At 72.2% G+C, this 23,260-nt stretch carries 17 protein-coding genes; 11 read left to right on the top strand and 6 right to left on the bottom strand.

Annotated elements, in window-relative coordinates; genetic code table 11:
- Nucleotides 1-96: 96 nt before the first annotated feature.
- The 3 genes from ACFPZI_RS02040 to ACFPZI_RS02030 all read right to left on the bottom strand — a co-directional run bounded on the left by ACFPZI_RS02040 (nt 97) and on the right by ACFPZI_RS02030 (nt 2,242).
- The gene (locus ACFPZI_RS02040; protein WP_381357284.1) at nt 97-807 is read right to left on the bottom strand and encodes a Crp/Fnr family transcriptional regulator; all 711 of its coding nucleotides are present in this window, start codon (nt 805-807) and stop codon (nt 97-99) included.
- An 81-nt stretch (nt 808-888) separates the two neighbouring features.
- Nucleotides 889-1,458, bottom strand: coding sequence for a YdeI/OmpD-associated family protein (locus tag ACFPZI_RS02035; protein WP_381357281.1), 570 nt, complete (start codon nt 1,456-1,458; stop codon nt 889-891).
- Nucleotides 1,459-1,471: 13 nt separating this feature from the next.
- Nucleotides 1,472-2,242: a 4'-phosphopantetheinyl transferase family protein gene (locus tag ACFPZI_RS02030; protein WP_381357278.1), complete on the bottom strand. Its 771-nt coding sequence runs from the start codon at nt 2,240-2,242 to the stop codon at nt 1,472-1,474.
- A gap of 272 nt (nt 2,243-2,514) precedes the next feature.
- On the opposite strand from ACFPZI_RS02030, the gene ACFPZI_RS02025 reads away from it, so the two are divergent.
- The 8 genes from ACFPZI_RS02025 to ACFPZI_RS01990 all read left to right on the top strand — a co-directional run bounded on the left by ACFPZI_RS02025 (nt 2,515) and on the right by ACFPZI_RS01990 (nt 17,664).
- Nucleotides 2,515-3,744, top strand: a complete 1,230-nt coding sequence (locus tag ACFPZI_RS02025) for a hydroxymethylglutaryl-CoA synthase family protein (protein ID WP_381357275.1) — start codon at nt 2,515-2,517, stop codon at nt 3,742-3,744.
- Nucleotides 3,744-4,565 (top strand): enoyl-CoA hydratase/isomerase family protein, encoded by an 822-nt coding sequence (locus ACFPZI_RS02020; protein WP_381357272.1) that lies wholly within the window; start codon nt 3,744-3,746, stop codon nt 4,563-4,565. Before ACFPZI_RS02025 ends, ACFPZI_RS02020 begins: the two co-directional genes overlap by 1 nt.
- Before the next feature lie 3 nt (nt 4,566-4,568).
- Nucleotides 4,569-5,441, top strand: a complete 873-nt coding sequence (locus tag ACFPZI_RS02015) for an ACP S-malonyltransferase (RefSeq protein ID WP_381357269.1) — start codon at nt 4,569-4,571, stop codon at nt 5,439-5,441.
- 69 nt (nt 5,442-5,510) lie between these two features.
- Nucleotides 5,511-11,513: a beta-ketoacyl synthase N-terminal-like domain-containing protein gene (locus ACFPZI_RS02010; protein WP_381357266.1), complete on the top strand. Its 6,003-nt coding sequence runs from the start codon at nt 5,511-5,513 to the stop codon at nt 11,511-11,513.
- Nucleotides 11,514-11,801: 288 nt separating this feature from the next.
- The gene (locus ACFPZI_RS02005; protein ID WP_381357263.1) at nt 11,802-13,388 is read left to right on the top strand and encodes an MDR family MFS transporter; all 1,587 of its coding nucleotides are present in this window, start codon (nt 11,802-11,804) and stop codon (nt 13,386-13,388) included.
- A gap of 156 nt (nt 13,389-13,544) precedes the next feature.
- Nucleotides 13,545-14,393 (top strand): DUF6039 family protein, encoded by an 849-nt coding sequence (locus tag ACFPZI_RS02000; protein ID WP_381357384.1) that lies wholly within the window; start codon nt 13,545-13,547, stop codon nt 14,391-14,393.
- A 4-nt stretch (nt 14,394-14,397) separates the two neighbouring features.
- Nucleotides 14,398-16,710 (top strand): ACP S-malonyltransferase, encoded by a 2,313-nt coding sequence (gene fabD / locus ACFPZI_RS01995; RefSeq protein ID WP_381357259.1) that lies wholly within the window; start codon nt 14,398-14,400, stop codon nt 16,708-16,710.
- 30 nt (nt 16,711-16,740) lie between these two features.
- Nucleotides 16,741-17,664 (top strand): DUF6039 family protein, encoded by a 924-nt coding sequence (locus tag ACFPZI_RS01990; RefSeq protein WP_381357256.1) that lies wholly within the window; start codon nt 16,741-16,743, stop codon nt 17,662-17,664.
- A gap of 211 nt (nt 17,665-17,875) precedes the next feature.
- Here ACFPZI_RS01990 and ACFPZI_RS01985 read toward each other — a convergent pair whose 3' ends face one another.
- Nucleotides 17,876-18,238, bottom strand: coding sequence for a VOC family protein (locus tag ACFPZI_RS01985; RefSeq protein WP_381357253.1), 363 nt, complete (start codon nt 18,236-18,238; stop codon nt 17,876-17,878).
- Nucleotides 18,239-18,399: 161 nt separating this feature from the next.
- On the opposite strand from ACFPZI_RS01985, the gene ACFPZI_RS01980 reads away from it, so the two are divergent.
- Nucleotides 18,400-19,110 carry a PIG-L deacetylase family protein gene (locus tag ACFPZI_RS01980; protein WP_381357250.1) on the top strand — a complete coding sequence of 237 codons (711 nt, stop codon included), beginning with the start codon at nt 18,400-18,402 and terminating at the stop codon, nt 19,108-19,110.
- A gap of 100 nt (nt 19,111-19,210) precedes the next feature.
- On the opposite strand, the gene ACFPZI_RS01975 is transcribed toward ACFPZI_RS01980, so the two are convergent.
- Nucleotides 19,211-19,960 carry a class I SAM-dependent methyltransferase gene (locus tag ACFPZI_RS01975; RefSeq protein WP_381357248.1) on the bottom strand — a complete coding sequence of 250 codons (750 nt, stop codon included), beginning with the start codon at nt 19,958-19,960 and terminating at the stop codon, nt 19,211-19,213.
- Nucleotides 19,961-19,964: 4 nt separating this feature from the next.
- Nucleotides 19,965-21,296, bottom strand: a complete 1,332-nt coding sequence (locus tag ACFPZI_RS01970; RefSeq protein WP_381357245.1) for an alpha/beta fold hydrolase — start codon at nt 21,294-21,296, stop codon at nt 19,965-19,967.
- Between the two features lie 129 nt (nt 21,297-21,425).
- Between ACFPZI_RS01970 and ACFPZI_RS01965 the strand changes: the two genes are divergently transcribed.
- Entirely contained in the window at nt 21,426-21,671 is a 246-nt protein-coding gene (locus ACFPZI_RS01965; RefSeq protein WP_381357242.1) for a phosphopantetheine-binding protein, read from the top strand.
- Between the two features lie 5 nt (nt 21,672-21,676).
- Nucleotides 21,677-23,257 carry an AMP-binding protein gene (locus tag ACFPZI_RS01960; protein ID WP_381357239.1) on the top strand — a complete coding sequence of 527 codons (1,581 nt, stop codon included), beginning with the start codon at nt 21,677-21,679 and terminating at the stop codon, nt 23,255-23,257.
- Nucleotides 23,258-23,260 lie beyond the last annotated feature (3 nt).

The raw sequence follows: 23,260 nt of genomic DNA, 5'->3' as shown, positions 1-23,260 counted from the left end.
GTTGACGCCGGCCTTGCTCAGCCGCGGCAGGGCGACCGTGTCAGGGGCCCCGGTGGGGGAGGAGTTCCCCTCCCGGGGAGCCGACATGCGGGCGATCTACGCCGAGTGCTCCAGCACTTGCTCTTCTTCGTTCGGATCCGTGGCGAGGAAATCCGAAAGGGCGGAATTGATCAGGAGTGTGCCGTCCGGCAGCCGCCTGACGAGACCGCGGCCGTTGAAGTTCTTGAGGAAGAAACCGATCCTGGACCGGGTCGTTCCCACCATGGCGGCCAGCTCGTCATGGGTGATCCGTGCGTCGATGTGCTGCCACTGGGAGCTCTTCTCGGCGAAGCGGTCGGAGAGGTGCAGCAGGATTGCCGCGAGCCTGTACTCGCACTTCATGGTGACCAGGTGCTTGATCGTGCTTTCACGCTTGCGGATACGTTGGGCGAGGTGCTGGCTCCAGCCCTGGAAGAGATCGGGGTCGCTGCGGAGAATGCGCACGAAGTCCCGGCGGTTGATGCGCAGCAGGCGGGTGTCCAGCACCGCGGTGGCGGATTCTTCGTGTTCGGACGGAAGCAGTGAGAGAGCGCCCAGGACATCGCCCCTCCTGCATATGTCTAAAATACACTCCTTGCCGCTGTGTGCGCTGGTGGTGAGTTTGATTCCCCCGTGGATGATGAGGAACAGATCGTCGATGGTCTCACCACAGGTGTAAAGGTTGTAGCCTCGTCCCAGGTTTATCTGGGTCAGCGATATTTTGTAGTTGTCTCTGTTCTTCAGCAGGTGTAGATAGAGGGCTGACTTGCCGAACTGAACGCACTGCATGGAACCCCCCGTGAGTGATTTTCTCTACAGGACGGTGCTTGGTCGAGGTCCGGCCCGGCCGGACCTCGACCAAGGGCGCCATCAGGGATAGATTTTTTCGTTGTTCGACAACATCGTGACGAATTTTTCAATTCGCTTGATGCGTGTTTCCTCTTTCTTCGCGCTCTGGATGCGGTACAGAATCGCATACCTGTTCCTGCTGTCCAGGGTCGCGAAGAATTCCGCAGCCGCCGGCTCCTCGCGGAGTGCCGCTTCCAGGTCGTCCGGCACGGTCATCTTGCTCTGGGAGGCGTATGCCGCGTCCCAACGCCCGTCGGCCTTGGCGGCGTCGACCTCCCGCCGGCCGGCCGGCCGGATCCCGCCCGCCGCCGTCAGTCGCTCCACCCGCTCCCGGTTGGCCTGTGACCAGGGGCTCTTCTTGGTGCGCGGCGTGAAGCGCTGCTGCCAGAACTGGTTGTCCACCTTGTCGCGCTGACTGTCGATCCACCCGAAGCAGATGGCGCCGTCGAGCGCCTCCGCGTAGGTGATGCTCGGAATGCCGGCGGCTTTCTTGGCGATCTTGACCCATACTCCGGTCGCGCTTTCGTGATGCTCCTCCAGCCACTTTTCCCACTGCGGGTGGTCCTCGAAAAAGATGATCGGTTCGCCCATGCCCTTGATCCAATCAGAAGTATGAGTGGTGCGTACATTCTTCGCGGATCTGGGGCAGGTGTGCTCGGATGGTGACATCGTCCTCCCCCGTGTGCCAGGGGCCACCCTGTACCGCGACAGCGAGGAGACCACCGTGCAGAACCGGCCATTGCCGGAACGTGTAATGGGCATGCCGGGGTCCGGCGGCGAGGGAGCGCAGCGCCGGCCGCCCGCCGCCGAGGTCGAACTCGCAGGCGGTCATCGGGAACCGTAGCCCGGTCCCGATCGCCTTGAGGTACGCCTCCTTCAAGGTCCAGTAGCGGAAGAACAGTTCCTGCCGACGGCCCGGGGGCGCGAGGTCGAACTCGCGCTGCTCGCGTGCGGAGAGCACCGTGCGGGTGAGCCGGTGCAGCGGAAGCGCCCGGCCCGGGCGCTCGACGTCCACGCCGCAGCGTGCGTCACGGGTCACCACACACGCCACCATGCCCTCCGTGTGCGACAGGTTGAACCTCAACGAGCGGCCGCGGACCGGGTGGTGGACCTCGGGACGGCCGAGGCTGGAGCGCTGGAACCGCCACTCGTCCGGGCGCACCCAGGGCTCGGCCGCACTGAGTGACTGCCGGACCAGGCCCCACGCCGCGGTGTACAGCGCACGGTCCTGGGTGCGGCACAAGGTGTCCCGGCGGGCCCGCTCCGCGTCGCTCAGGGTCCACTCGACGTCTGTGGGGCGCGCCCCGCCGCGCACCTCGGCGACGCCGTTCACCGGCCGGCACCACACGTGTGCCACGGTTCCCGGGTACCCCATCTCCCGCGCACCTCCTCACCACCTCGCAGCCATGTCGGAGCGTCTCGAACGTGTGGGTGCTCTTCCTCGTTCACGGCTCCGCCGGGACAGCCGCAGGACGTGCGCGCAAGAGGGGGAAGAAATGCTCTTTGGACACCCGTTCGTGTGATTAGTTTGGGGTCCCGGAGGAACAGCGGACTGCGCAATTGTGCGCAGTCACCGCCCCGTCGGTCGGGGCATGATCGGCGCCGGTCGGACGGACGCCGGTGCGCTCCGGCAGACGGGAGAGCGGCATGGGCGTAGGGATCAAGGCCCTTCATCCGTACGTGGGACGGAGCTGCGTCGACATCAGGACGCTGTACGAGACACGGGGCCACGACATGAGCCGCTTCGGCAACCTCATGATGAGCCGCAAGTCGGTCAACATGCCGTTCGAGGACGCGGTGACCAACGCCGTGAACGCGGCCGAGCCGCTGGTCCGCCGCCTCACCCCGGCCGAACGCGACCGGATCGAGGTGGTGGTGGTGGCCACCGAGTCCGGAGTCGACCTGGGCAAGTCGATCAGCACCTATGTGCACCACTACCTCGGACTCGGCTCCCGTTGCCGCTCCTTCGAGGTCAAGCAGGCCTGTTACGGAGGCACCGCGGCTCTGCACACCGCCGTGGGCATGGTGCACGCCAGCCCGTACGACGACGCGCTCGCCCTGGTCGTCGCCGCGGACTCCGCCGGGGTGCCCGCGCTCGGCGAGCAGTGGGAGGGCGCCGAGGGCGCCGGCGCCGTCGCCATGCTGGTGGGGCGCGGAGCCACCGCCCTGGAGATCGACCTCGGTGCGAGCGGTTGCCACACCTTCGAAGTGATGGACACCTTCCGCCCCGGCCCCGGCATCGACGTGGTCAACCAGGACGTGTCGATGCTGGCCTACCTGGAATGCCTCCAGAAGGCGTACGAGGCGTACCACGAGCGGGTCGACGGTGCCGACATCGTCGACAACTTCGCCTACCTGGCCTTCCACACCCCCTTCGTGGGCATGGTGCGCGGCGCCCACCGGCGGCTGCTGCGCCAGCAGCGGCAGGCGGGCCAGCACGAGGTGGACGCCGACTACGAGCAGCGGGTCCGCCCGTCCCAGCGGTACGGCGCGGAGGTCGGCAACATCTTCTCCGCCTCGCTCTATCTGGCCCTGTGCTCCCTGCTCCGGCACGGCAGCTTCCCGCAGCCCCGGCGCATCGGCCTGTTCTCCTACGGTTCCGGCTGCGCCTCGGAGTTCTTCAGCGGCGTCGTACACCCCCGGGCCGTTGGCGACCTCGCGGCCCTCGGCGTCGAAGAGGCGCTGGCCGCCCGACGGCCCCTCACCGTCGACGAGTACGACAAGGTCGCGGCCGAGGGCGACCGCGCCCAGTTCGGTGTCCGCGACGCCCGCTTCGACCTCGACGCGTACGGGGATCTCGGCAAGGACTTCACCGGGCGCGGTCTGCTCGTGCTGGACCGGATCGAGGGCTACCACCGCACGTACAGGTGGACCTGATGACCCTTCACCCCACCGGCCCCGCCGGATCCACCGGTCCCGCCGCACCTGCCGGTCCCGCCGCACCTGCCGGTCCCACCGTGCTCGTCGACCGCGGCGGACCTGTCACCCGCCTCGTCATCGACCGCCCGCACCGGCAGAACAGCCTCACCCCCGACGACGTCCAGCAACTGCGCGACGCCCTGGAATCGGCCGCCGCCGATCCGCAGACCCGCGCCGTCGTCCTCTCGGGCAGCGGCGGCACCCTGTGCACGGGCATGGACCTCGCCTCGGTCTCCACCGAGGAGGGCTCCCCGGGCGGCGGTGAGTTCTTCGACCTGCTGCGACGGCTCACCGACATCCCCGTGACCGTGATCGCGGCGCTCGACGGCCAGGCTCTGGGCGGCGGCGTCGGCCTGGCCGCGGCCTGCGACATGGTGGTCGCCACCGAGCGCAGCTCCTTCGCCCTGCCCGAGGCGCTCTGGGGGCTGCTGCCCTGCAACATCCTGCCGTTCCTGATACGCCGTACCGGCTTCCAACGGGCCTACGCGATGACCCTGTCCACGGCGCCGGTCACGGCTGCCGACGCCCGGACCTTCGGACTCGTCGACGAGCTGGAGGGCGCGCACGGACAGCAACTGCGCAGGCTGCTCGGCCGGGTCGGCAAGCTCGACCGGGCGACCGTCGGCGCGGCCAAGGCGTACTGCGCGAGCCTGTCCCCGATCCCGGAAACCGCGCGTGCCCACGCCGGGGAGGTCTTCGCCGGGCTGCTCGGTTCACCGGCGGTGCGCGCGCGGATCGACAACTACGTGCACCACCAGCGGATGCCCTGGGAGGTGTGACCCGTGCCGACTGCGCTCGCCTTTCCCGGGCAAGGCGCGCTGCGCGGTCAGACCGGTGCCGGTCTCCTCGACCGGTACCCCGACCTGGCCGCCGAGGCCGAACAGATCCTCGGCCATCCCCTGCGCCCCGTGCTCACCGCCGGGTCCGACAGCCCCTGGCGGCGGCTCACCTGCGTACAGCCGACGCTCTTCGTCCTCACCCGCCTCGCCGCGCTCGACCAGCCACGACCCGACTACCTGGTCGGGCACAGCATGGGCGAACTGACCGCGCTCTGCCACGCCGGGTCCGTCGACTTCGCCACCGGACTGCGGCTGGTCCTCGCGCGGGCCCGGCTGATCTCGCAGTGCCCGGTGCCCGGCGGGATGCTGGCGGTCACCGGCATCGGCGTCGACGAGCTGGCCGGGGTGATGGCGGCCGAAGGATTCGCCGACCTCGACATCGCCAACCTCAATGCCCCGGACCAGACCGTGCTGGCCGGGCCGACCGGATCGCTGCGCGCCCTCGGCACTGTGCTGCGCGCCGGCGGAGCCGCCAAGGCGACGCTCATCGACGCGCCCAACCCCGGCCACTCCCGCTACATGGCGGGGGCGGCCGCCGGGTTCGCCGAGATCCTCGCCGAAGTGACCTTCGCCGTCCCGCGCATCCCGGTGATCAGCAATGTGACGGCCCGTCCGCACAGCCCCCAGCGGCTGGCCGAACTGCTCGCCCAGCACCTGTACCGGCCCGTCCACTGGTCCGCCAGCATGACCTACCTCCACGCCGCCGGAGTCACGGAACTCCGCCAGGCCGGCCCCGGCCGGCTGCTGCCCCGGCTGTGGGCCGCCTGCACCGCGCCGGACGGCACACGTGCGGTTCCCGGGGACGCTCAGGAGTGAGCGTGGCGCGCGGCGGCGCGCTTATAGCGTGCGTCCCGGAATTGCTACCGCCGGACGACAGGGGTGAGCGTGGCGCACAACGAGAAGGTACAGATGGTCCTCCTCTCGGCAGCCGACGAGGAGCTGCTGGTGCGCCTCGCCCGCCTCTACCGGGACTTCCTCGACGACACGGCGGACACCGAACCGGCCCCCGACGTGGCGGACATCGCGTTCACCAGTCAGGTCGGCCGGGTGCCACTCGGCCACCGCCTCGCCGTTCTCTGCCGCACCGGCGAACAGTTGCGTACGGCACTCGACGACGTCGTGCACGCACGGTCGTCGGCGGCGGTACGGCGCTCCGTGGTGCACGGCGTCCCGCCGTACACCGCACGGCCGACGGCGGTCGCCGACGAGCAGGAGGCGCTGGCGGTCTGGCTGGCAGGCGGGGACGTCGACTGGCGCCGCCTGTGGACCGCTCCGCGCCGCAGGGCCGCGCTGCCGGCATACCCCTTCGACGATCTCGGCAGTCCCGACGACGCCGACGGGGACAGCGCCGCCGCCCCTGCGACCGAGCCCCCGGCTCCTGCAGACGGCGGCTGGGCGGGCGACTACCTGTGCCGGGTGTTCGCCGAGACCGCCGGACTGGCCGTCGAGGAGGTGCACCTCCATGCCCCGCTGGAGGAACTGGGCCTCAGCTCCTTCCTGATCACACGGCTCAACACCCGGCTGGAGAACGATCTGGGGGAGCGGAGCCGGACCCTGTTCTTCAAGCACGGGAACCTCGCCGGCATCGCCGCCGTCCTGGCCACCCGGCACAGCGGCCCGCAGGAGGCGGGCAGCCCCGCCGCCACTCCGGCCGAGGAAGCCCGGCCCGCACCTGACTCCGTGACCGGTCCCGCAGCCGATCCGGTCCCGGCTTCCGCGCCCGCCCCTGCTTCCGCTCCCGCGTCCTTCGGTGCGCGTCGTCGGGCCGGTACGGAACCGCTGGCCATCGTGGGGATGTCCGGCCGCTTCCCCGGCGCGGCCTCCCTGGCGGAGTTCTGGGAGCGGCTGCGGACCGGGACCTGCACCGTCGGCCCGGTGCCCGCCGACCGGCTCCGGCCGGGCTGGCCCGCCTCCCTGATGCACGGCGGATACCTCGCGGACGTGGACCGGTTCGACCCGCTGCTCTTCGGCATCACCCCCCGCCACGCCGAACTCATGGACCCCCAGGAACGGCTCTGTCTGGAGGCCGTCTGGGAGGCCCTCGACGACGCCGGCCACCCGGCCCGCCGCCTGCGCGCCGACCACGGCTCCAAGGTCGGGGTGTACGTCGGATCCATGTACAACGAGTACCCGTACTTCGGAGTCGAGCAGAGCCTGCTCGGCGCGGCCGTCGACAGCGGGTCCACCGTGGCGGGCATCGCCAACCGGGTCTCGTACGTCTTTGACCTGCACGGGCCCAGCATGACCGTGGACACCATGTGCTCGGCCTCCCTGGTGGCACTGCACCTGGCCGCCCGCGCGCTGCGCGCCGGCGACTGCGAGGCCGCCGTGGTCGCTGCCACGAACCTCTCGCTGCACCCCAACAAGTTCCGCCAGATCGACCGGCTGGGCGGCACGTCCAGCGACCGGCTGTGCCGCAGCTTCGGCCGCGGCGGTGACGGCATGGTGCCCGCGGAGGCCGTCGGCGCCCTGCTGCTCAAGCCCCTGTCCGCCGCCGAGGCGGCAGGGGACCGGGTGCATGCCGTGGTGGCCGGCACCGCCGTGGTCAACGCGGGCCGGACGAACGGCTGGATCGTGCCGAGCCCCGCCTCACAGGCCGAGGTCGTACGACAGGCCCTCGCCGACGCCGGACTGGACCCGCGGGACATCGGGTACCTGGAGGCGCACGGCGCGGGAACCGCGCTGGGCGACCCGATCGAGGCCGACGGGCTGCACCGGGTCTTCACCCGCGACGCACTCGGCCACGCGGCCCTGCCGATCGGCTCGGTGAAGTCCAACATCGGCCACGCCGAGGCGTCGGCCGGCCTGGCAGGCATCGCCAAGGTGGTACTCCAGCTCACGCACCGCACCCTGGTGCCCTCCCTGCACGCCGACGAGCTCAACCCGGACATCGACTGGGGCGAGTCCCCCTTGCGGGTCCAGCGGTCGCTGGAACCCTGGACCACCCGGGACGGCGCCCGGCGCCGGGCCGGCGTCAGCTCGTTCGGCGCCGGCGGAACCCTCGCCCACGTCATCCTGGAAGAACCGCCCGGGCATCCGGCCCCTGACGCCCCGGCAGCCCCGACGCCGCGGACGCCGACGGTGATCATGCTGTCCGCCTACGACGAGGACCGCCTCCGCCAGGTCGTCTCGCGGCTGCTGGCGCACCTGCGCGAGCAGCCCGGCACCGACCTGGGCGACCTGGCCTTCACCCTCGCGGAGGGCCGCCACCACCTGCGGGAGCGCGCCGCGGTGGTGGTCTCCACCACCGACGAACTCGCCGACCGGCTGCGACGCCACCTCGACGGAGACACCGCCGCGCTGCTGCGCGGCCGGGCGCCGTCGGGCCGTGCGCCGGGCGAGACGGTCCGCGGCGGAGCGCCGGACGAACTCGCCCGGCAGTGGATCGCCGGCCACCCCGTCGTCCCGGCACGGCCGGCCGGACGCCCGCCCCGCGTCGTGACGCTGCCCGCGTACCCGTTCGCCCGTACCCGCTGCTGGCTGCCCGAGTCTCCTGTCGCGCCCGCACCGCCCGAGCCCGTCGCCTCGGTTCACCTGCCGCTGTACCGCAAGACGTGGCATCCGGCCGGCCCGGTGGGCGAACCGGCCGCCCTCCGGGGCAGCCTGCTGTGCGTCTACGGCAGGGGCAGCCGCGACCTGGCCGACGCCCTCGTGGCGCGGGTCGGCACCGACCGGGTCCACCTGGTGCGGGAGGACCCCGGCGACGGCGACGCGCACGGCACCCTCACCGGCTCCCCGGGCGCGGACCTCGCGGACCGGGCGCTGGCGGCGCACCCCGATCTGGCCGCCGTCGTCGATCTCGCCGACGTCGGCCGTGCCCCCGGCAGCGCCGGCCCATGGCAGACGCGTCTGGCGCTGCTCCAGCGGCTGATCGCGGTCGGCGCCGGGCGCCGTGCGGCCGGGCGCACCGCACCGACGCACGTCGTACACGCAACCCGCGGACGACGCGCGGTCGGCGGGACACGGGGCGGGAACGCCGGGGCCCGCATGGCGGGATTCGTCCGCCTCCTCGGGGCCGAGACCGGCCACCTCACCGGCATCACCGTCGACCTCGACGACACCGACCGGGCCCCGGGCGCACAGGCCGCCGAACTGCTGGCGACGCTCACCGGAAACGCGTACGGCGAAGTCGTCCACCGGGGCGGCCTGCGCCACCTGCCGACGCTGACCCCGCTCGACGGCCCCCGGCTCCCGCCACCCCGGCTGGACCACTACGGGACCTACCTGCTCACGGGCGCCACCCGCGGCATAGGGGCCCGCGTCGCCCGCCACCTGGTCGCCCGCGGCGTCCGCCACCTCGCCCTGCTCGGCGCCCGGTCGCTGCCCCCGGCCGTCCGCTGGGACGACCCCGAGCTGAGCGCCGGCGCCCGGGCCGCGGTGGAGACCGTGCGCGCCCTGGAAGCCGCCGGAGCACGGGTGCACGTACATCGCGGGTCTCTGCTGGACCGCCCGGAGTTGGAGGACTTCCTCGACCGGGTACGGGAGGACAGCGGACCGGTGCGCGGAGCGGTGCACTGCGCCGCCGTGACTCCCGCCGTGGGGCCCTTTGCCGGGCGCACACCGAGCGACATCCAGCTGGTGTTCGAGCCCAAGGCCGACGGGCTGGAGACCCTCTACCAGCTGTGCCTGCCCGACCGGCCCGACTTCCTGATGGCCTTCTCCTCACTGGCCGCGGTGGTGCCGTCGGTGGCGGCCGGGGTACTGGAGTACGCGGCGGCCAACAGCTTCGTCGACGACTTCGCGGAGCGCGTGGCGGCGGAGTCCCCCTGGGTGCACTCCGTGGCCTGGCCCATGTGGCGCGACAGCGGCGCCCGGCCGGGCGCCGGCAACCCCGGCGAACGGTTCGGTCTGGACGCGGCCGGGGACGACGAGGCACTGTCCGCCCTCGACCGGATCATCACGTCCGGCACCGGAGGACCCGTGGTCGCGCTGCGCGCGCTGGGCGGCGCGGACCCGGCCGGGCTGATCAGGCTGCCTTCCGCCGAGCCCGCCGCGCCGCCGCTCGCCGCGTCCCCCGAACCGTCGGTTCCGTCGGCCCCGAAGACTCCCGCACCGGGGGCGCCGCCGAACGGCCGTCGCCCCGTACCCGCCTGGCTGTGCGACCTCTTCGCGCGTGTGGTCGGCATCCCGGCCGAGGACTTCGATCCGGCCGCGGAGTTCGCCGAACTGGGCGTGGAGTCGGTGATGCTCGGCGAACTCCTCGACGCGATCGAACTGCACGTCGGCCGACCGCTGGACCCCACACTGCTGCTGGAGCACAGCACGTTGCGGACCCTCGCCGACCGGCTGGACGTCCTTATGCCGACGGAGCCGGACGTCACGCGGGAACAGCCCCCGGCCGACGAGCCGTTGCAGGAGCAGGAGCAGGGTCCGCCCCCGGAGCCGCGTGCCGAGGATGCCGTACTGCGGCAGCCGCACCCCGTCGCCGCGTCGCGGACACCGGACACCGAACGGGCGGCCGGGCGGCGGACACCGTGCGACCGGGACGCCGTCGCCGTGATCGGCATGGCGTGCCGGCTGCCCGGGGCACCGAACGTCGCGACCTTCTGGCGCAACCTGCGCGCCGGACACCTGGCTGTCGGGGAGGCGCCGCGGGAGCGCTGGGACGTGGCCCGGTTCCACCGGCCCACCGCGTTGCCCGGTCACACCGTGGGGAAGTGGGGCGGCTTCGTCGAGGGCATCGAGGAGTTCGACCCCGGCCACTTCGGGCTGACCGACGTGCAGGCCCAGTACCTCGACCCCGCCATCCGGCTGTTCCTGGAGGGAACTGCCGACTGCCTGCGCGACGCCGGTCTGGAGGGCCCCGAACTCGCCGGGCGGGACGTCGGTGTGTTCGCCGGCGCACGTGGCTCCGGGTACGCCGCGCGCGGCGAGATCCGCGCCGAAGTGCCCGAGTCCGACCCCAACTTCGTCGCCTCCCACGTCGGTCAGCACTTCGACCTGCGCGGCCCCCACCTGGTGGTCGACAGCGCCTGTTCGTCGTCCCTGGTGGCGATCCACCTGGCCTGCCAGAGCCTGCGCAGCGGGGAGACCGAGCTGGCCCTCGCAGGGGGCAGCAGCGTGCTCCTCGACGAGGCGCCGTTCCTGGAGTTCTCCGCGGCGGGCGCACTGTCGCCGACCGGCCGGTGCGCCGCGTTCGACCGTCGGGCCGACGGGTTCGTGCCCGGAGAGGGCAGTGTCGTGCTGCTGCTCAAGCCGCTGCACGCCGCCCTGCGCGACGGCGACCCGGTGCACGGCGTCATCGAGGGCTCGGCGGTCACCAACGACGGCCGCACCATGGGCCTGACCACACCGAACCCGGCCGCGCAGGCAGCCGCCGTACGCAAGGCCCTGCGCGACGCCGGGCGCTCGCCCGGTGAGATCGGCATGATCGAGGCGCACGGCACCGGCACGGCGATCGGCGACCCGCTGGAGTTCCGGGCCCTGCGCACGGTCTTCGACGAGGACACGTCCCCGCGCCCCGGACCGTGCCTCCTCGGCTCGGTCAAGACCAACGTGGGCCACCTGCTGCACGCGGCCGGCGCGGTGGGGCTGCTCAAGGCACTGCTCGCCGTTGAGCACGGCGTCGTACCGCCGTCGCTGCACTGCGAGACCCCCAACCCCCGCCTGTCGCTGGCCGGATCACCGTTCGCCCTGGCCGACACGGCGCAGGACTGGCCGCTGCCAGGCCGTACCCGGGTGGCCGGGGTCAGCTCGTTCGGCTTCGGTGGCACCAACGCCCACGTCGTGGTGGCGCAGGCGCCGCCGGAGGAGCTCGCGGCGGCCGGTGCGCGCCGCCGGAGCAGGCCGCCCATCACGTTCGAGCGGCGGCGGCTGTGGCTGGAACGCACGGACGAGGCACCTCCGGCCCACGTGGAGAAACCCGCGCTGCGTCTGGCGTTCCGGTGAACGTGTCCCACGGCGGCCCTGAACGGACGTATTGAGCCATCCGTCGGCGGACTGGGCCGGATGAGCCTCGTCGCCCCGACGGGCCGTCGGCGGGAGCGGTAATGTCCCGCGCGCCGGTGCGGACTTCCTCAAACCGCTTGCGGTCGGACGGCCTTCGGGCCTGCCGTCCGTCGTGACTGAGAGACCGTGCCGAAGACCATCGGTAAGCCGTTTGCGGAAAACCCGCACGCGCGGAACGGAAAGGGGGACGGGGGCCGGGACCTTCGGGGTCCGCGCCCCTGACTGCCCATGACGACATCGTCAGAACCACAGGACGCACAGGACGCACAGGATGCGGCCGGACCCCGGCTGAGCAAACGGCAGATCAACCGCGCCCTCATCGGAGTGATGACCGGTCTGCTGCTCTCCGCGCTGGACCAGACGGTGGTCAGTACCGCATTACCCAGCATCGTCAGCGATGTGGGCGGCCTGGACAACCTCGCCTGGGTCATCACCGCCTACCTGCTGACGTCAATGGCGAGCACCCCGGTCTGGGGCAAGGTGTCCGACCAGTTCGGCCGCCGCATCGTGTTCATCGTGGCGACCAGCATCTTCATCGTGGGATCCGCGATGTGCGGCATCGCCCAGGAGATCACCCAACTGATCGCCGCCCGCGCGGTGCAGGGCCTCGGGGCCGGCGCACTGTACGCCCTTGCGCTGTCCGTGATCGCCGACGTCGTGCCGGTCCGCGAACGGAGTCGCTACCAGGGCATGGTGGCCGGGGTCTTCGGCATCGCCACCCTGGCCGGCCCCCTCATCGGCGGCGGCCTCGTGGACGCCATCGGCTGGCGCTGGATCTTCCTCATCAACGTACCGCTGGGACTGCTCTCGCTGTTGGTCACCGCCTCGGCGCTGCGCATCCCCATGGAACGGCGCAGCCACACGGTCGACTATCTCGGAGCCACCCTCGTCATCGCGGCCACCACCCCGCTGCTCCTGTACCTGAGCTGGGCCGGCGGTGAACGGGGCTGGACCGACCCGCTGTCGCTGGGACTGGTGGCCGCTTCCGTCGTACTGACCCTTGCCCTGGTCGTCGTGGAGCGTCGCGCCGCCGAACCCGTGGTGCCGATGGCGCTGTTCCGGCTCCGGCTGTTCTCCCTCGGCTCGGTGTACAGCCTCATCGCCGGTCTGGGGCTGTTCACCGGCGTCGTCTTCCTGCCCGTCTACTTCCAGGCGGTGAAGGGCATGTCCGCCTTCGTCGCCGGACTGGCCGTCGTGCCGACCATGATCGGCGTCGGTTTCGGCTCGATCTACGCCGGAAACCGCATGAGCGCCACCGGCCGCTTTCGTATCTTCCCCCTGCTCGGCGCCGCCCTCCTGGCGGTCACGCTGCTCCCGCTCGGCTTCATCGACGCGGACACACCGAGCTGGCTGATCATCCTGCTCGGCCTGGTCTTCGGCGTCGGCGCGGGCTTCGCCCTCCAGCCGATCATCACCGCCGTACAGGGGGTCGTGGACCCCGCCGACATCGGTACCGCCACGGCCGCCGTCAGCTTCTTCCAGCGGCTCGGCTCGGCGTTCGGCGTGGCGCTGCTGGGGGCCGTCCTCAACAGCCGGTTCGCCGCCCTGCTGAACGATGCCAGCGGCTCTGGCGGCGCCGCCCCGGACGAGAAGTCCCTGGGCAGTGTCGAGAGCATCCAGAACCTTGCCCAGCCGCAACGGGACCTCGTCGTCGGCGCGTACGGCGAGGCGCTCGCCACCGTGTTCCTCACCGTGGTGCCGTTCGCCGTCCTCGCGCTGCTGCTGAGTCTCCTCATGCCCGAGGTGCCCCCGGCCGGGGTGACGGAGGACGACGGCCTGGCCAAGCAGCCGGTGGCCGGGGAGGAACAGCGCTGATCCGGAACGTACCGATGTGACCCCGCGTGGACGCCGCGAACAGTCGTCGACCTGTTCTCGGCGTCTGCGCAAAACTGTGCGTCGCCGCGACCGCCCTTCCTCCTAGTGTCGGCACGACAAAGCCGACGAGGAATTGAGGTCGCGGTGAACGACGTTATGAAGCCGGCCAGCCACCAGATAGACCGCCCCGGAAGCGCAATGCTGCACTCGGGAAATGCGGGTTTCATCATCTCGCGCTATGCCCACTTCAAGCCGGGCCATGAGCAAGAGGGACTCAATTTCGTTTCTGAAGTCCTCAAGCACATGAACAAGGCCGATCTCAACGGCATGACGTTCTTCTTCTTCCAGAAGGCGTTCGGCGACCAGGCCAAGCACCACTGGTTCATCAACATGAAGAGCCCGGCCGACTACGCGGCCAGCCTGGAGATGGTCGACCACGACGAGACCACCAAGATCCTGCTGGAGGACGACGTGGTCGCCGATGACCGCGGCTTCGGCAGCTGGGGCAACGCCGTGGTGCAGGGCAGCATCACCGAGCAGATCCTGGTGCCCCAGCACGGACTCGACTACGGCGAGGACGAGGACCACGAAGCCTGGGTGCCCGAGGCCTGGCGGCAGACGTCGGTGCCGCCGGAGGAGCAGCTCAACTCCGCCAACGCGCCGCTGATGGTGCACCGCGTCGCCTACGCCAGGTACTCCACCCGCAAGGAGGCGCGGTACTACGCCTTCGCCTGGCAGAACTACGTCAACGAGCACCTGCGGGGCAAGGTCACCGCGTACCTGTACGAGGAGACCTTCGGCGCGATGGACCGGCTGCATCAGCTGATCCACCTCTCCTCCTACGAGGCTTGGGAGGAACTGCGCAACTTGCCGTACCGCGACCCGCAGTTCCGCAAGCTGCTGGAGCGCCAGATGATCGCCCCGGAGAAGGGCGGCGGCACCGGTGCGGACGCCTTCGTGCCCGGCGGCGTCATCGACACCCTCCTCGTTCCCCGACAGCTCTGACGCCGTGCGCGCGTTGCTCTTCGCCGGGCAGGGCAGCCAGCGCCGGGGGATGGGCGCCGACCTGTTCGACGCCTTCCCCGACCACCGCGCCCTCGCCGACGACGTCCTCGGTTACTCGATCCGGGACCTGTGCCTGGGCGACGACGACAGGCTGCGGCTGACCCGCTATGCCCAGCCCGCGCTGTTCACCGTCCACGCGCTCACGTATCTGGCCCAACGGGCCGAAAAAGGGGAGCCCGACCTGGTCGCCGGGCACAGCCTCGGTGAACTCAACGCGCTGATGGTGGCGGGGGTCCTGGACTTCGCCACCGGACTGCGCCTGGTCGCGGAGCGTGGACGGCTCATGGGCGAGGCCGACGGCGGCTCGATGGCCGCGGTCGTCGGCGCCGGACTCGCCGAGGTGGAACGCGTGCTCGCCGACTCGGGCCGGGACGACGTCGAGGTGGCCAACGACAACTCGGAGACCCAGGTGGTGATCTCCGGCGCCCCGGCGGGGGTGTCGGAGGTCTCCCGCCTGCTGACCGCGGGAAATCCGGCCCTGCGGTGCGTGCCCCTGCCGGTCAGCGCCGCGTTCCACTCCCGGGACATGGCGTCGGCGGCGCAGCGGTTCGCGGGCGTGCTGGCCGAGGTGCCGCTGGCGACGCCGAAGCTGCCGGTGATCGCGAACGTGACGGCCGCGCCGTACGCGCCCGCGGAGCCGGTGGCGGCGCTGCTCGGCCCCCAGATCCGGTCCCGGGTCCGCTGGCGGGAGACGATGGAGCATCTGCTGGACGTCGGGGTCGACGAGGTGTGGGAGGTCGGCCGCGGCCGGACGCTCACCGGCTTCTGGCGCGAGGCCGCAGCCGCCCGCCGGTATCCCGCCGGAGGGGAGCGGCCGGTCCCCCGTACGACCGCCGCACCCGCCGGCCCGGCGACGGTCCAGCCGCCGGAGCCCGCCGTCTCCGCGATCCCGGCGGCCGGCCCGGTGGCCACGCAGCCGCGCGGCGGTACGACCCTCGGGTCGGCCCGGTTCCGCGAGACGTACCGCACCCGGCACGCGTACGTCGCCGGGTCGATGTACCAGGGGATCGCATCCACCGACATGGTGGTGCGGCTGGCACATGCCGGGCTGTTCGGCTTCTTCGGCACCGGCGGACTGTCCCTCGCCCGGATCCGGGAGGCGCTGGACGACATCGGACGACGCCTGCCCACCGGCGCCGGATACGGCATGAACCTCCTGCACGACATGACCGACAGCGCACTGGAACGCGCCACGGTCGAGCTGTACCTGGAGCGCGGGGTGCGGTACGTCGAGGCCGCCGCGTTCACCCGGATCACCGCGCCGCTGGTGCGGTACCGGGCCACGGGCGCACATCTCGACGCCACCGGCCGGCCGGTGGCGGTCAACCAGGTGCTCGCCAAGGTGTCCCGGCCGGAGGTGGCGCGGCAGTTCCTGGCTCCGCCCCCGCCGGAGCTGCTCGCCCGGCTGCGTGCGGAGGGCGCGCTGACCGGCGAGGAGGCGGCGGCCGCCGCCCGGCTGTCGGTCGCGTCCGACCTCTGTGTGGAGTCCGACTCGGGCGGACACACCGACGGTGGCGTCGCGCTCGCCCTGCTCCCCACCCTGCTGCGGCTGCGGAAGAGCGCCGGTGCGCCGGCGGGCGGGGAACCGGTGCGGGTCGGCGCGGCGGGAGGCATCGGCACCCCGGAGGCGGCGGCTGCCTGCTTCCTGCTCGGCGCGGACTTCGTCCTCACCGGCAGCGTCAACCAGTGCACCCCGCAGGCCGGCACCTCCGACGCGGTGAAGGACCTGCTGGCCGGACTGGACGTGCAGGACGTCACGTACGCCCCCGCCGGCGACCTGTTCGAGATCGGCTCCCGGGTGCAGGTCGTACGGAGAGGCACGATGTTCGCCGCCCGTGCCAACCAGCTGTACGAGCTCTACCGCAGACACCAACGGCTGGAGGACATCGACGGCAGGACCCTCGCCACCCTCGAACGCACCTGCTTCCGCAGGCCGCTGGCCGAGGTGTGGGAGCAGACCGGCCGGCACTACCGGGACACCGGCAGGCCGGAGATCGCCCGCGACGCCGAGCGGGACGCCAAGCGCCGGATGGCGCTCGTCTTCAAGTGGTACTTCGCCGACTCGTCACGGGCGGCGCTGGACGGCGTGAAGGACAACGCCGCCAACTTCCAGATCCACTGCGGCCCCGCGATGGGCGCCTTCAACCGGCTGGTCGAGGGGACCGCGCTGGAGTCGTGGCGGCGGCGCGACGTCGACATCGTGGCCGACCTGCTGATGACCGGAGCCGCGGACGTCCTCGCCGCCGGTGTCCGCTGACCCACCCACCACCCCGAAGGGACCCACCCGATGAACGACTTCCCGCCCACTGCGGCAACCGCCCAGCACCAGGTGCGCACACCCCCGGACAAGACCCTCGACACCGCCTCGGCCGAAGTCGTGCTGTGGCGTTCCGCGCAGATCCGCGCCGGTCACGGCCCCCGCGCCCGCTCCGCCACGCGGGCCCTGGCGGAGGAGTTCAACGAGCGGAACGAGGGCATCGCCACCGTGCTCAGCTTCGAGGACGCGTTCGGCACCCGGGGCCGCCTGCACTGGCTCATCCACCTGCGCTCCATGCGGGACTACACCGCGCTGACCCAGCGGGGCGCCGATCGCGGCAGCGGTGTCCTCGGTCGCGACGCCGGCGAGGACGACGGCTGGGAGGAGCTGTTCGAGGCGGGCAGCGTGCAGGAGACCGTCCTGCTGCCGCACCGCTGGGGCATCTTCGGCACCGCCACCCAGGCGATGGCGCAGCAGGAGTCGACGCGGGAGGGCCTGAACCCGGTCGAGACGGTGGACGGCCGGACCCGTTTCCAGTTGCTGCCGGCCGCGCGGCAGAGCTCGCTGCCCATCGACAGCCTGCTCACCAGTGCGTCGTCCGGGCTGCTCATGCACCGCACCGCCCAGGTCCACTACGCGTACCGGGCGGAGGCCCGCGTGCTCGTGCGCACGCTTGCCGAGACATACAACCTCAACGCCAAGGGCCGGACCACGGTCCTGCTGTTCGAGGAGGCGTTCGGGCAGATGGACCGCCTGCACATGTTCATCCACATGGCGGACATCGAGGCGTACCAGGAGCTGATGGCGCTCGACGCGAGCCCGGACCCGAGCGCGCCCCGGGCGTCGTACATCCAGGAGTGGATCTCGCCGGAGCGCGGCGGCGGCACCTGGGACAAGATCGTCGTCCAGGACAGCACCCGGGACGGTCTGCTGGTGCCCCGGACGTTCGGCTGAGCGAGCGCCGGACCCGCGAAAGCGCCCCCCGCTCCGGGAGTCCGGGGCGGGGGACGCGTACGTCGGGCGCGGGGCGGAACCTCATGGGCGGCGGGTCAGGAACCGGCCGGGCCTGCGGCGTCGGCGGGAACGGTAACCAGGGCCGTGCCCGAGGTCCCGGCCGTGTCCGGGAAGCCGGTCGGATCCGGGCAGCGGCCGGCCCGGACGGCGGTCAGGCCATCGCGGTGATGCAGAAGGGGTAGCCGACCGGGTCCAGCAGGACCGTCCACTTGCCCTCGCCCGGCTGGTCCTCGGGCTTGGTGGCGCCCAGCGCCAGGAGTTCGGCCTCGGCCTTGACCAGGTCCGCCACGCTGAAGTCGAGGTGGACGCGGTGGCCCGCTTCCGGCCAGGTCGGGGTCTTGAATCCGTCAATCTTGACGAATCCCATGCGCATGCCGTTCCCGCCCGCCAGATAGGCCGCCGACTCGCTGGTGAAGATCTTCTGCCAGTCGGTCGCCCTGGCGTAGAAGTCGGCCAGTGATTCCGGGTCGGGACAACTCAAGGTAATGGCTCCGGGCTCAGCGATCGATGCCATTGATCCACCCTTTCAGAAATGTGGTTGTGGGCGGGGATGCCCGCACGCAGTCTTCCACGAGGGTGCCGCGACGGGAGCCGAACCAACGATCTTCCGGACAACGCGCCACGGCAGCACACTATTGAGCATTCGGTGCCTTTCCCCGGTCGTATCGTCGGATCATGACGGAGAATCTGGAATCCATGCCCGAGGACTGGGAGAGCGCGCTCGTTCTCGCCGCGCACCCCGACGACGTCGAGTTCGGCTCCGCGGGAGCCGTCGCGGTGTGGACCCGCAAGGGACATGCCGTGTCCTACCTGCTGGCCACCCGCGGTGAAGCGGGGATCGACAGCATGCCTCCGGCGCGTGCGGCCGGGGTGCGCGAGGCCGAGCAGCGGCAGGCCGCCGCCCGAGTGGGCGTCAGCGAAGTGGAGTTCCTTGATCACCCCGATGGCGCGGTACGGGCCGGCGAGGCGCTGCGGAGCGACCTGGTGGCCGCGATCCGCAGGGTCCGCCCACAGCTCGTGGTCGTCTTCAACCACCACGAGCGCACCGGTACCGGCCGGTGGAACGCCCCCGACCACCGGGAGTTCGGGCGATGCGCGCTCGACGCCGTCATGGACGCCGGGAACCGGTGGATACTGCCGGAGGCGGGCGAGCCGTGGTCGGTGAAGCACCTCGCCGTGGCGAACTCCCCGCAGCCCACCCACGCCTTGGACATCTCCACCGGCCTGGACGCCGCCGTCGCGTCGCTCGAAGCCCACGAGACCTACCTCGGGAGCCTGGGCTACACCCGGGAAGCCGTACGGCCCGCCGTCAGCGGGCAGGCGCAGGCGACCGGCGCGCGCTTCGGCGGGGTCCCCGCCGTGGCGTTCGAACTGATCCCCTGCTGACCGGGTCCCCGGGTTGCCGTCCGAGCCGGCCCCCTGCTGACCGGGTCTCCCGCGGTGGCTCCGGGGCCGTTCCCCCGGAGCCACCGTGGACCCGTACCGGTCAGACCGGCTTCTCCGCGGCGGTCAGCCGGCACGACCACGCCTGCCGGCGCACCCGCTGCGGTTCCGGCAGGGCGTGCAGCTGCTCCAGGATCGGCGCGACGACCTCAGCCGCCCGCTCGGGCTCCAGCCGCTGAAGGAACGGCACCTGCCGGTTGGTGATCAGGGCGATGAAGGTGTCCGGATCCATCCCGCTCTCGTACTCCGGTTCCAGGCCCTGCCGCAGCACCCGCAGTCCGGCCGCCTCGGCCGCCGCCCGCACCGCGTCCGCCGCGTCGGGGCGGGCCGGCTGCATCGCCTGGACCTGGCGCAAAATCAGCACCAGGTCGTCGGCGTCCGCTACGGGGTCACCGTGGCGCACCACTATTCGGCCGCCGGGCCTCAGCACCCGCGCCGCCTCGGTCAGCGCTGCCGTCATGTCGGTCATCAGGTGCAGCGAGTGCACGTACACGACGTTGTCCTGGGACGCGTCTTCGAACGGGAGCGCCATCCCGTCGCCGATCAGCAGCTCGCCGTCGAAGCGCTTCGCGGCGACGTCGAGCATCGGCTGGGACACGTCCACTCCGCGCACCGTGCGCCCCAGGGCGGCCAGGCCGGCCGCCACCACACCGGTTCCCACCCCGACTTCGAGCACCTGGCCGGCGGTGAGATGCGGCGCGATCGTGGCGGCGGTCATGTGCCCGCGCCCCTCGCCTCCGCGAGCCGCGTCGTAGGTGGCGGCGAGCCTGTCGAACTTCACGGAACTGGTCATCGCGTTACTTCCTCGTGGATGGGGTCATGCCCTCGTGGACGTACGTACGGGACGCGCTGGACGTAGGGGTCGGGACGGGACACGGGTCGTCGACCGGGACCCAGCGGATCTCCGCCGGTCCCGCGGCGACGGGCGCTCCGCCCGGCGGGTCGTCGAGAAAGGCTCCGCAGACGGTCGCCACCACCTCGGGGCGGTCGATCATGCTGTAGTGCGTGGCGCCGACGAGTTCACCGTGCCGGCCCGCCAGCAGCGGCGTCAGCGCCGCGGGCGGTTCGGGCGCGGCGACCCGGTCGAGGTCCGCGGCCAGGGACAGCAGCGGCGGCAGGCCCGACCCCGGTCCGGGGAGCGGGCGTTGCCAGAGCTCGGTCAGCTGACGGCTGTAGCGGACCAGCGCGTCCGGGTCCCGGAACGGGTGGCGCAGTACGGATTCCAGGCCCGCCGGGGCGCGGGCGAGCACCTCGACGGCCGCCCGCTGCTCGTCGGCGGGCAGCGGTTGGGGCGGGCCGCCGCCGGTGAGCATCCTCAGGGCACGGGGCGCCCGCCCGGGGTGCGCGGCAACGGAGGCGCACACCGCGCCCAGACTGCGTTCGTAGTCGGAGCACGCGTCGCCCGCCGCCCTCGGGTACGAGCCGTGCAGCAGCACCAGCGCCCGGACGGCGCAGGGGCGGCTGTGCGCGTACTCCAGGGCGATCTGGGCCCCCGAGCACCACGCGACGACGTCGCACGAGTCCGCCCCCTCGGCGGCCAGGACGGCTTCGATGTCGGCCACCTGCCCGTCGAGCGGCCAGGGCCGCCCCGCGGGGGTGGTCTCCCCGGCGTCCCACATCACCAACCGCCGCCCCGGCAGCAGCTGTTCGGCCAGTGGGTACCAGATTTCGTCGGTGTGCCCCAGGGCGGTTACCAGCACCAGGAGCGGCCCCTGGCCGCCGGCCCGGTAGCGCAGGCCTCGGCCCGCGTGCCGCACCGCGTGGCGGTCCAGGGACCGGCCCAGGTGCGCAGCCCGCGCGGCCCGCAGTGCGACGTGCCGGTCCTGCCGCCGCCGCCAGTCCCGCCATCCGCCGGCCGTCACACGGCCGGGAGTGCCCCCGGGGGCGACGTCGTCGACCACGTCCTGCCGGGCGCGGCGGCGGTCCAGCAGCTCGTCCACCGCGGTGAACGCCGCCGGATCCGTCGTCTTCAGCGCCACACCGAACGCGTCCGACACCGCCGCTGCCGCACCCGCCGGCGGGCCGGCCGCGCGCAGCGGGCGGGTGGTGAAGTAGCCGGCCTGCCGGCGCGTCACCTCCGTGTACGTCCGGTGCACAGCGCACAGGAACGACTCGATGGTCTCGGGCATGGTCCTCCCACTCTCGGCCGCGTTCCGAGCATGATCGGACCTTCGCCGCCGTGCCGCTCAGTTGTGAGCGGTACCGGCCGCCCGGCACCGGTTCGCTGACAGGCTCATCGAGGGAGAGGCTGTCTGGACATGATCGGGTACGAGACCCTGGAGCAGATACTGCGGGCTCAACTGCCCGCCCTGGAGCAGGAACCGGTGGTTCCCAAGGACCTGCCGCTGGCCACCGTCGGGCTGGACTCGGTCGCGACGGTCGTACTGATGGACACCCTGGAGGACATCCTTGGCGTGACCTTCCCGGACCACACCATCGCGCCCGCCACGTTCCGTACCCCGGGCACCCTGTGGGCGGTCGTCGGGCCGCTGGCGAACGGCTGACCGGGATGCCCGCCGACGGATTGCTGCTCGACCAGTGGTTCGACCGGGGGCGCACACTCGCCCCCGGCGGACCGGCGCTGAGCGTGGGACAACAGACGCTGACCTACGAGGCGTTGGATCGCGAGGTGTCGGCGTTGGCCGGCCCCCTCGCCGCGGACGGGCGGAGCCGGGTGGGTGTCCTGGCCGCCAAGAGCGTCACGGCGTACGCCGGATTCCTGGCCGCCCTGCGCGCCGGAGCCTGCGCCGTCCCCCTTGCCCCCGACGCGCCGCCGGACCGGCTCACCGGTGTGGCCGCGGCGGCCGGCCTGGACGCGCTGGTGGTGGACGCCACCGGTGCCGCAGCGCTGCCCGCCCTGCTGCCGATGCTCGGGCCCGGTACCCTGCTGCTCGCCGCGGATCTGCCCGAACCGCCCTCCTGCGCGGGCCTGTCCGAGTCCCGTTCCGTGGTCCGCAGGCCGGGGCCGCCCGGCCGCGTCCGGGTACCCGGACGCGGGCCCGACGACCTCGCCTACCTGATGTTCACATCGGGCAGTACCGGGATGCCCAAGGGCGTGCCGATACGGCACCACAACATCAGCGCTTTCGTGGGCACCGCCCTGGAGCGCTACGACTTCGGGCCCGGCGACCGGTTCAGCCAGATCTACGAGCTGACCTTCGACCTGTCGGTGAGCGAGCTGTTCCTCGCCTGGGGATCCGGCGGATGCCTCTGCGCCCTCAACCGGCTCCAGGCGCTCGCACCGGCCCGGCTGGCAGGCCGGCGCATCACCGTCTGGCACGCCACCCCCAGCCTGGCGGCCTCGCTGCGCCTCGCAGGCCGGCTCGGCCCCGGCTGCCTTCCCGACCTCCGCACGACGATCTTCTGCGGCGAGCCGCTCACCACCGGCACCGCCCGTGCGTGGCACACGGCGGCGCCCCACTCCGTCATCGACAACCTCTACGGACCGACCGAGGCAAGCGTCGCCTGCACGGGGCACGTCTGGGACGGGGCCGACGGCGCTCCGGACGACGCCGTCGTACCGATCGGCGAGGCGTTCCCCGGCGTCGACACCCTCGTCGTCGACGAGGAGGGCGCACCCGCGACCACCGGCGAACTCTGCCTGCGCGGCGCCCAGGTGTTCCACGGCTATCTGGACCCCGCGGAGGACGCGCAGAGGTTCCTCGACCACGACGGACACCGCTGGTACCGCACCGGCGACCTGGTCCGCCGCGGTCCCGGGGGCATGGCCCATCTCGGCCGCTTGGACAGCCAGCTCAAGGTCCAGGGCTACCGGGTCGAGACGGGGGAGGTCGGCGAGGCGCTGCGCGCCGCCGCCCCGGGCGCCGAGGTGGCCGTCCTCACGGTCGCCGGAGACAGCGGTCCGCAACTCGTCGCCTGCCTCATGGGCGGGCCGCCCGTCACCCAGGCCGAGATCCTGGGCAGGGCGGCCCGCCGGCTCCCCGCGTACATGCTGCCGCGCCTGCTGTGGTGGCTGCCGGAGCCCGTACTCAACGCCAACGGCAAGGTCGACCGTCCCCGGCTGCGCCGGGCCGCCGAACAGCGCCTGGCCGCGATGCAGCCTTCATCACGCCGGTCCGCTCAGATCTGAGCG

Source organism: Streptomyces chlorus, assembly GCF_042655885.1.
Taxonomy (GTDB): Bacteria; Actinomycetota; Actinomycetes; order Streptomycetales; family Streptomycetaceae; genus Streptomyces; species Streptomyces chlorus.
Note: the sequence above shows the minus strand (reverse complement) of the source record. Positions and strands in the feature narration are given on the sequence as shown.

Excerpts from the sequence above, each read along its gene's own strand:
- ACFPZI_RS02040 (WP_381357284.1), bottom strand. The coding sequence starts at position 807 with ATGCAGTGCGTTCAGTTCGGCAAGTCAGCCCTCTATCTACACCTGCTG.
- ACFPZI_RS02035 (WP_381357281.1), bottom strand. The coding sequence starts at position 1,458 with ATGGGCGAACCGATCATCTTTTTCGAGGACCACCCGCAGTGGGAAAAG.
- ACFPZI_RS02030 (WP_381357278.1), bottom strand. The coding sequence starts at position 2,242 with ATGGGGTACCCGGGAACCGTGGCACACGTGTGGTGCCGGCCGGTGAAC.
- ACFPZI_RS02025 (WP_381357275.1), top strand. The coding sequence starts at position 2,515 with ATGGGCGTAGGGATCAAGGCCCTTCATCCGTACGTGGGACGGAGCTGC.
- ACFPZI_RS02020 (WP_381357272.1), top strand. The coding sequence starts at position 3,744 with ATGACCCTTCACCCCACCGGCCCCGCCGGATCCACCGGTCCCGCCGCA.
- ACFPZI_RS02005 (WP_381357263.1), top strand. The coding sequence starts at position 11,802 with ATGACGACATCGTCAGAACCACAGGACGCACAGGACGCACAGGATGCG.
- ACFPZI_RS02000 (WP_381357384.1), top strand. The coding sequence starts at position 13,545 with ATGAAGCCGGCCAGCCACCAGATAGACCGCCCCGGAAGCGCAATGCTG.
- ACFPZI_RS01990 (WP_381357256.1), top strand. The coding sequence starts at position 16,741 with ATGAACGACTTCCCGCCCACTGCGGCAACCGCCCAGCACCAGGTGCGC.
- ACFPZI_RS01985 (WP_381357253.1), bottom strand. The coding sequence starts at position 18,238 with ATGGCATCGATCGCTGAGCCCGGAGCCATTACCTTGAGTTGTCCCGAC.
- ACFPZI_RS01980 (WP_381357250.1), top strand. The coding sequence starts at position 18,400 with ATGACGGAGAATCTGGAATCCATGCCCGAGGACTGGGAGAGCGCGCTC.
- ACFPZI_RS01975 (WP_381357248.1), bottom strand. The coding sequence starts at position 19,960 with ATGACCAGTTCCGTGAAGTTCGACAGGCTCGCCGCCACCTACGACGCG.
- ACFPZI_RS01970 (WP_381357245.1), bottom strand. The coding sequence starts at position 21,296 with ATGCCCGAGACCATCGAGTCGTTCCTGTGCGCTGTGCACCGGACGTAC.
- ACFPZI_RS01965 (WP_381357242.1), top strand. The coding sequence starts at position 21,426 with ATGATCGGGTACGAGACCCTGGAGCAGATACTGCGGGCTCAACTGCCC.
- ACFPZI_RS01960 (WP_381357239.1), top strand. The coding sequence starts at position 21,677 with ATGCCCGCCGACGGATTGCTGCTCGACCAGTGGTTCGACCGGGGGCGC.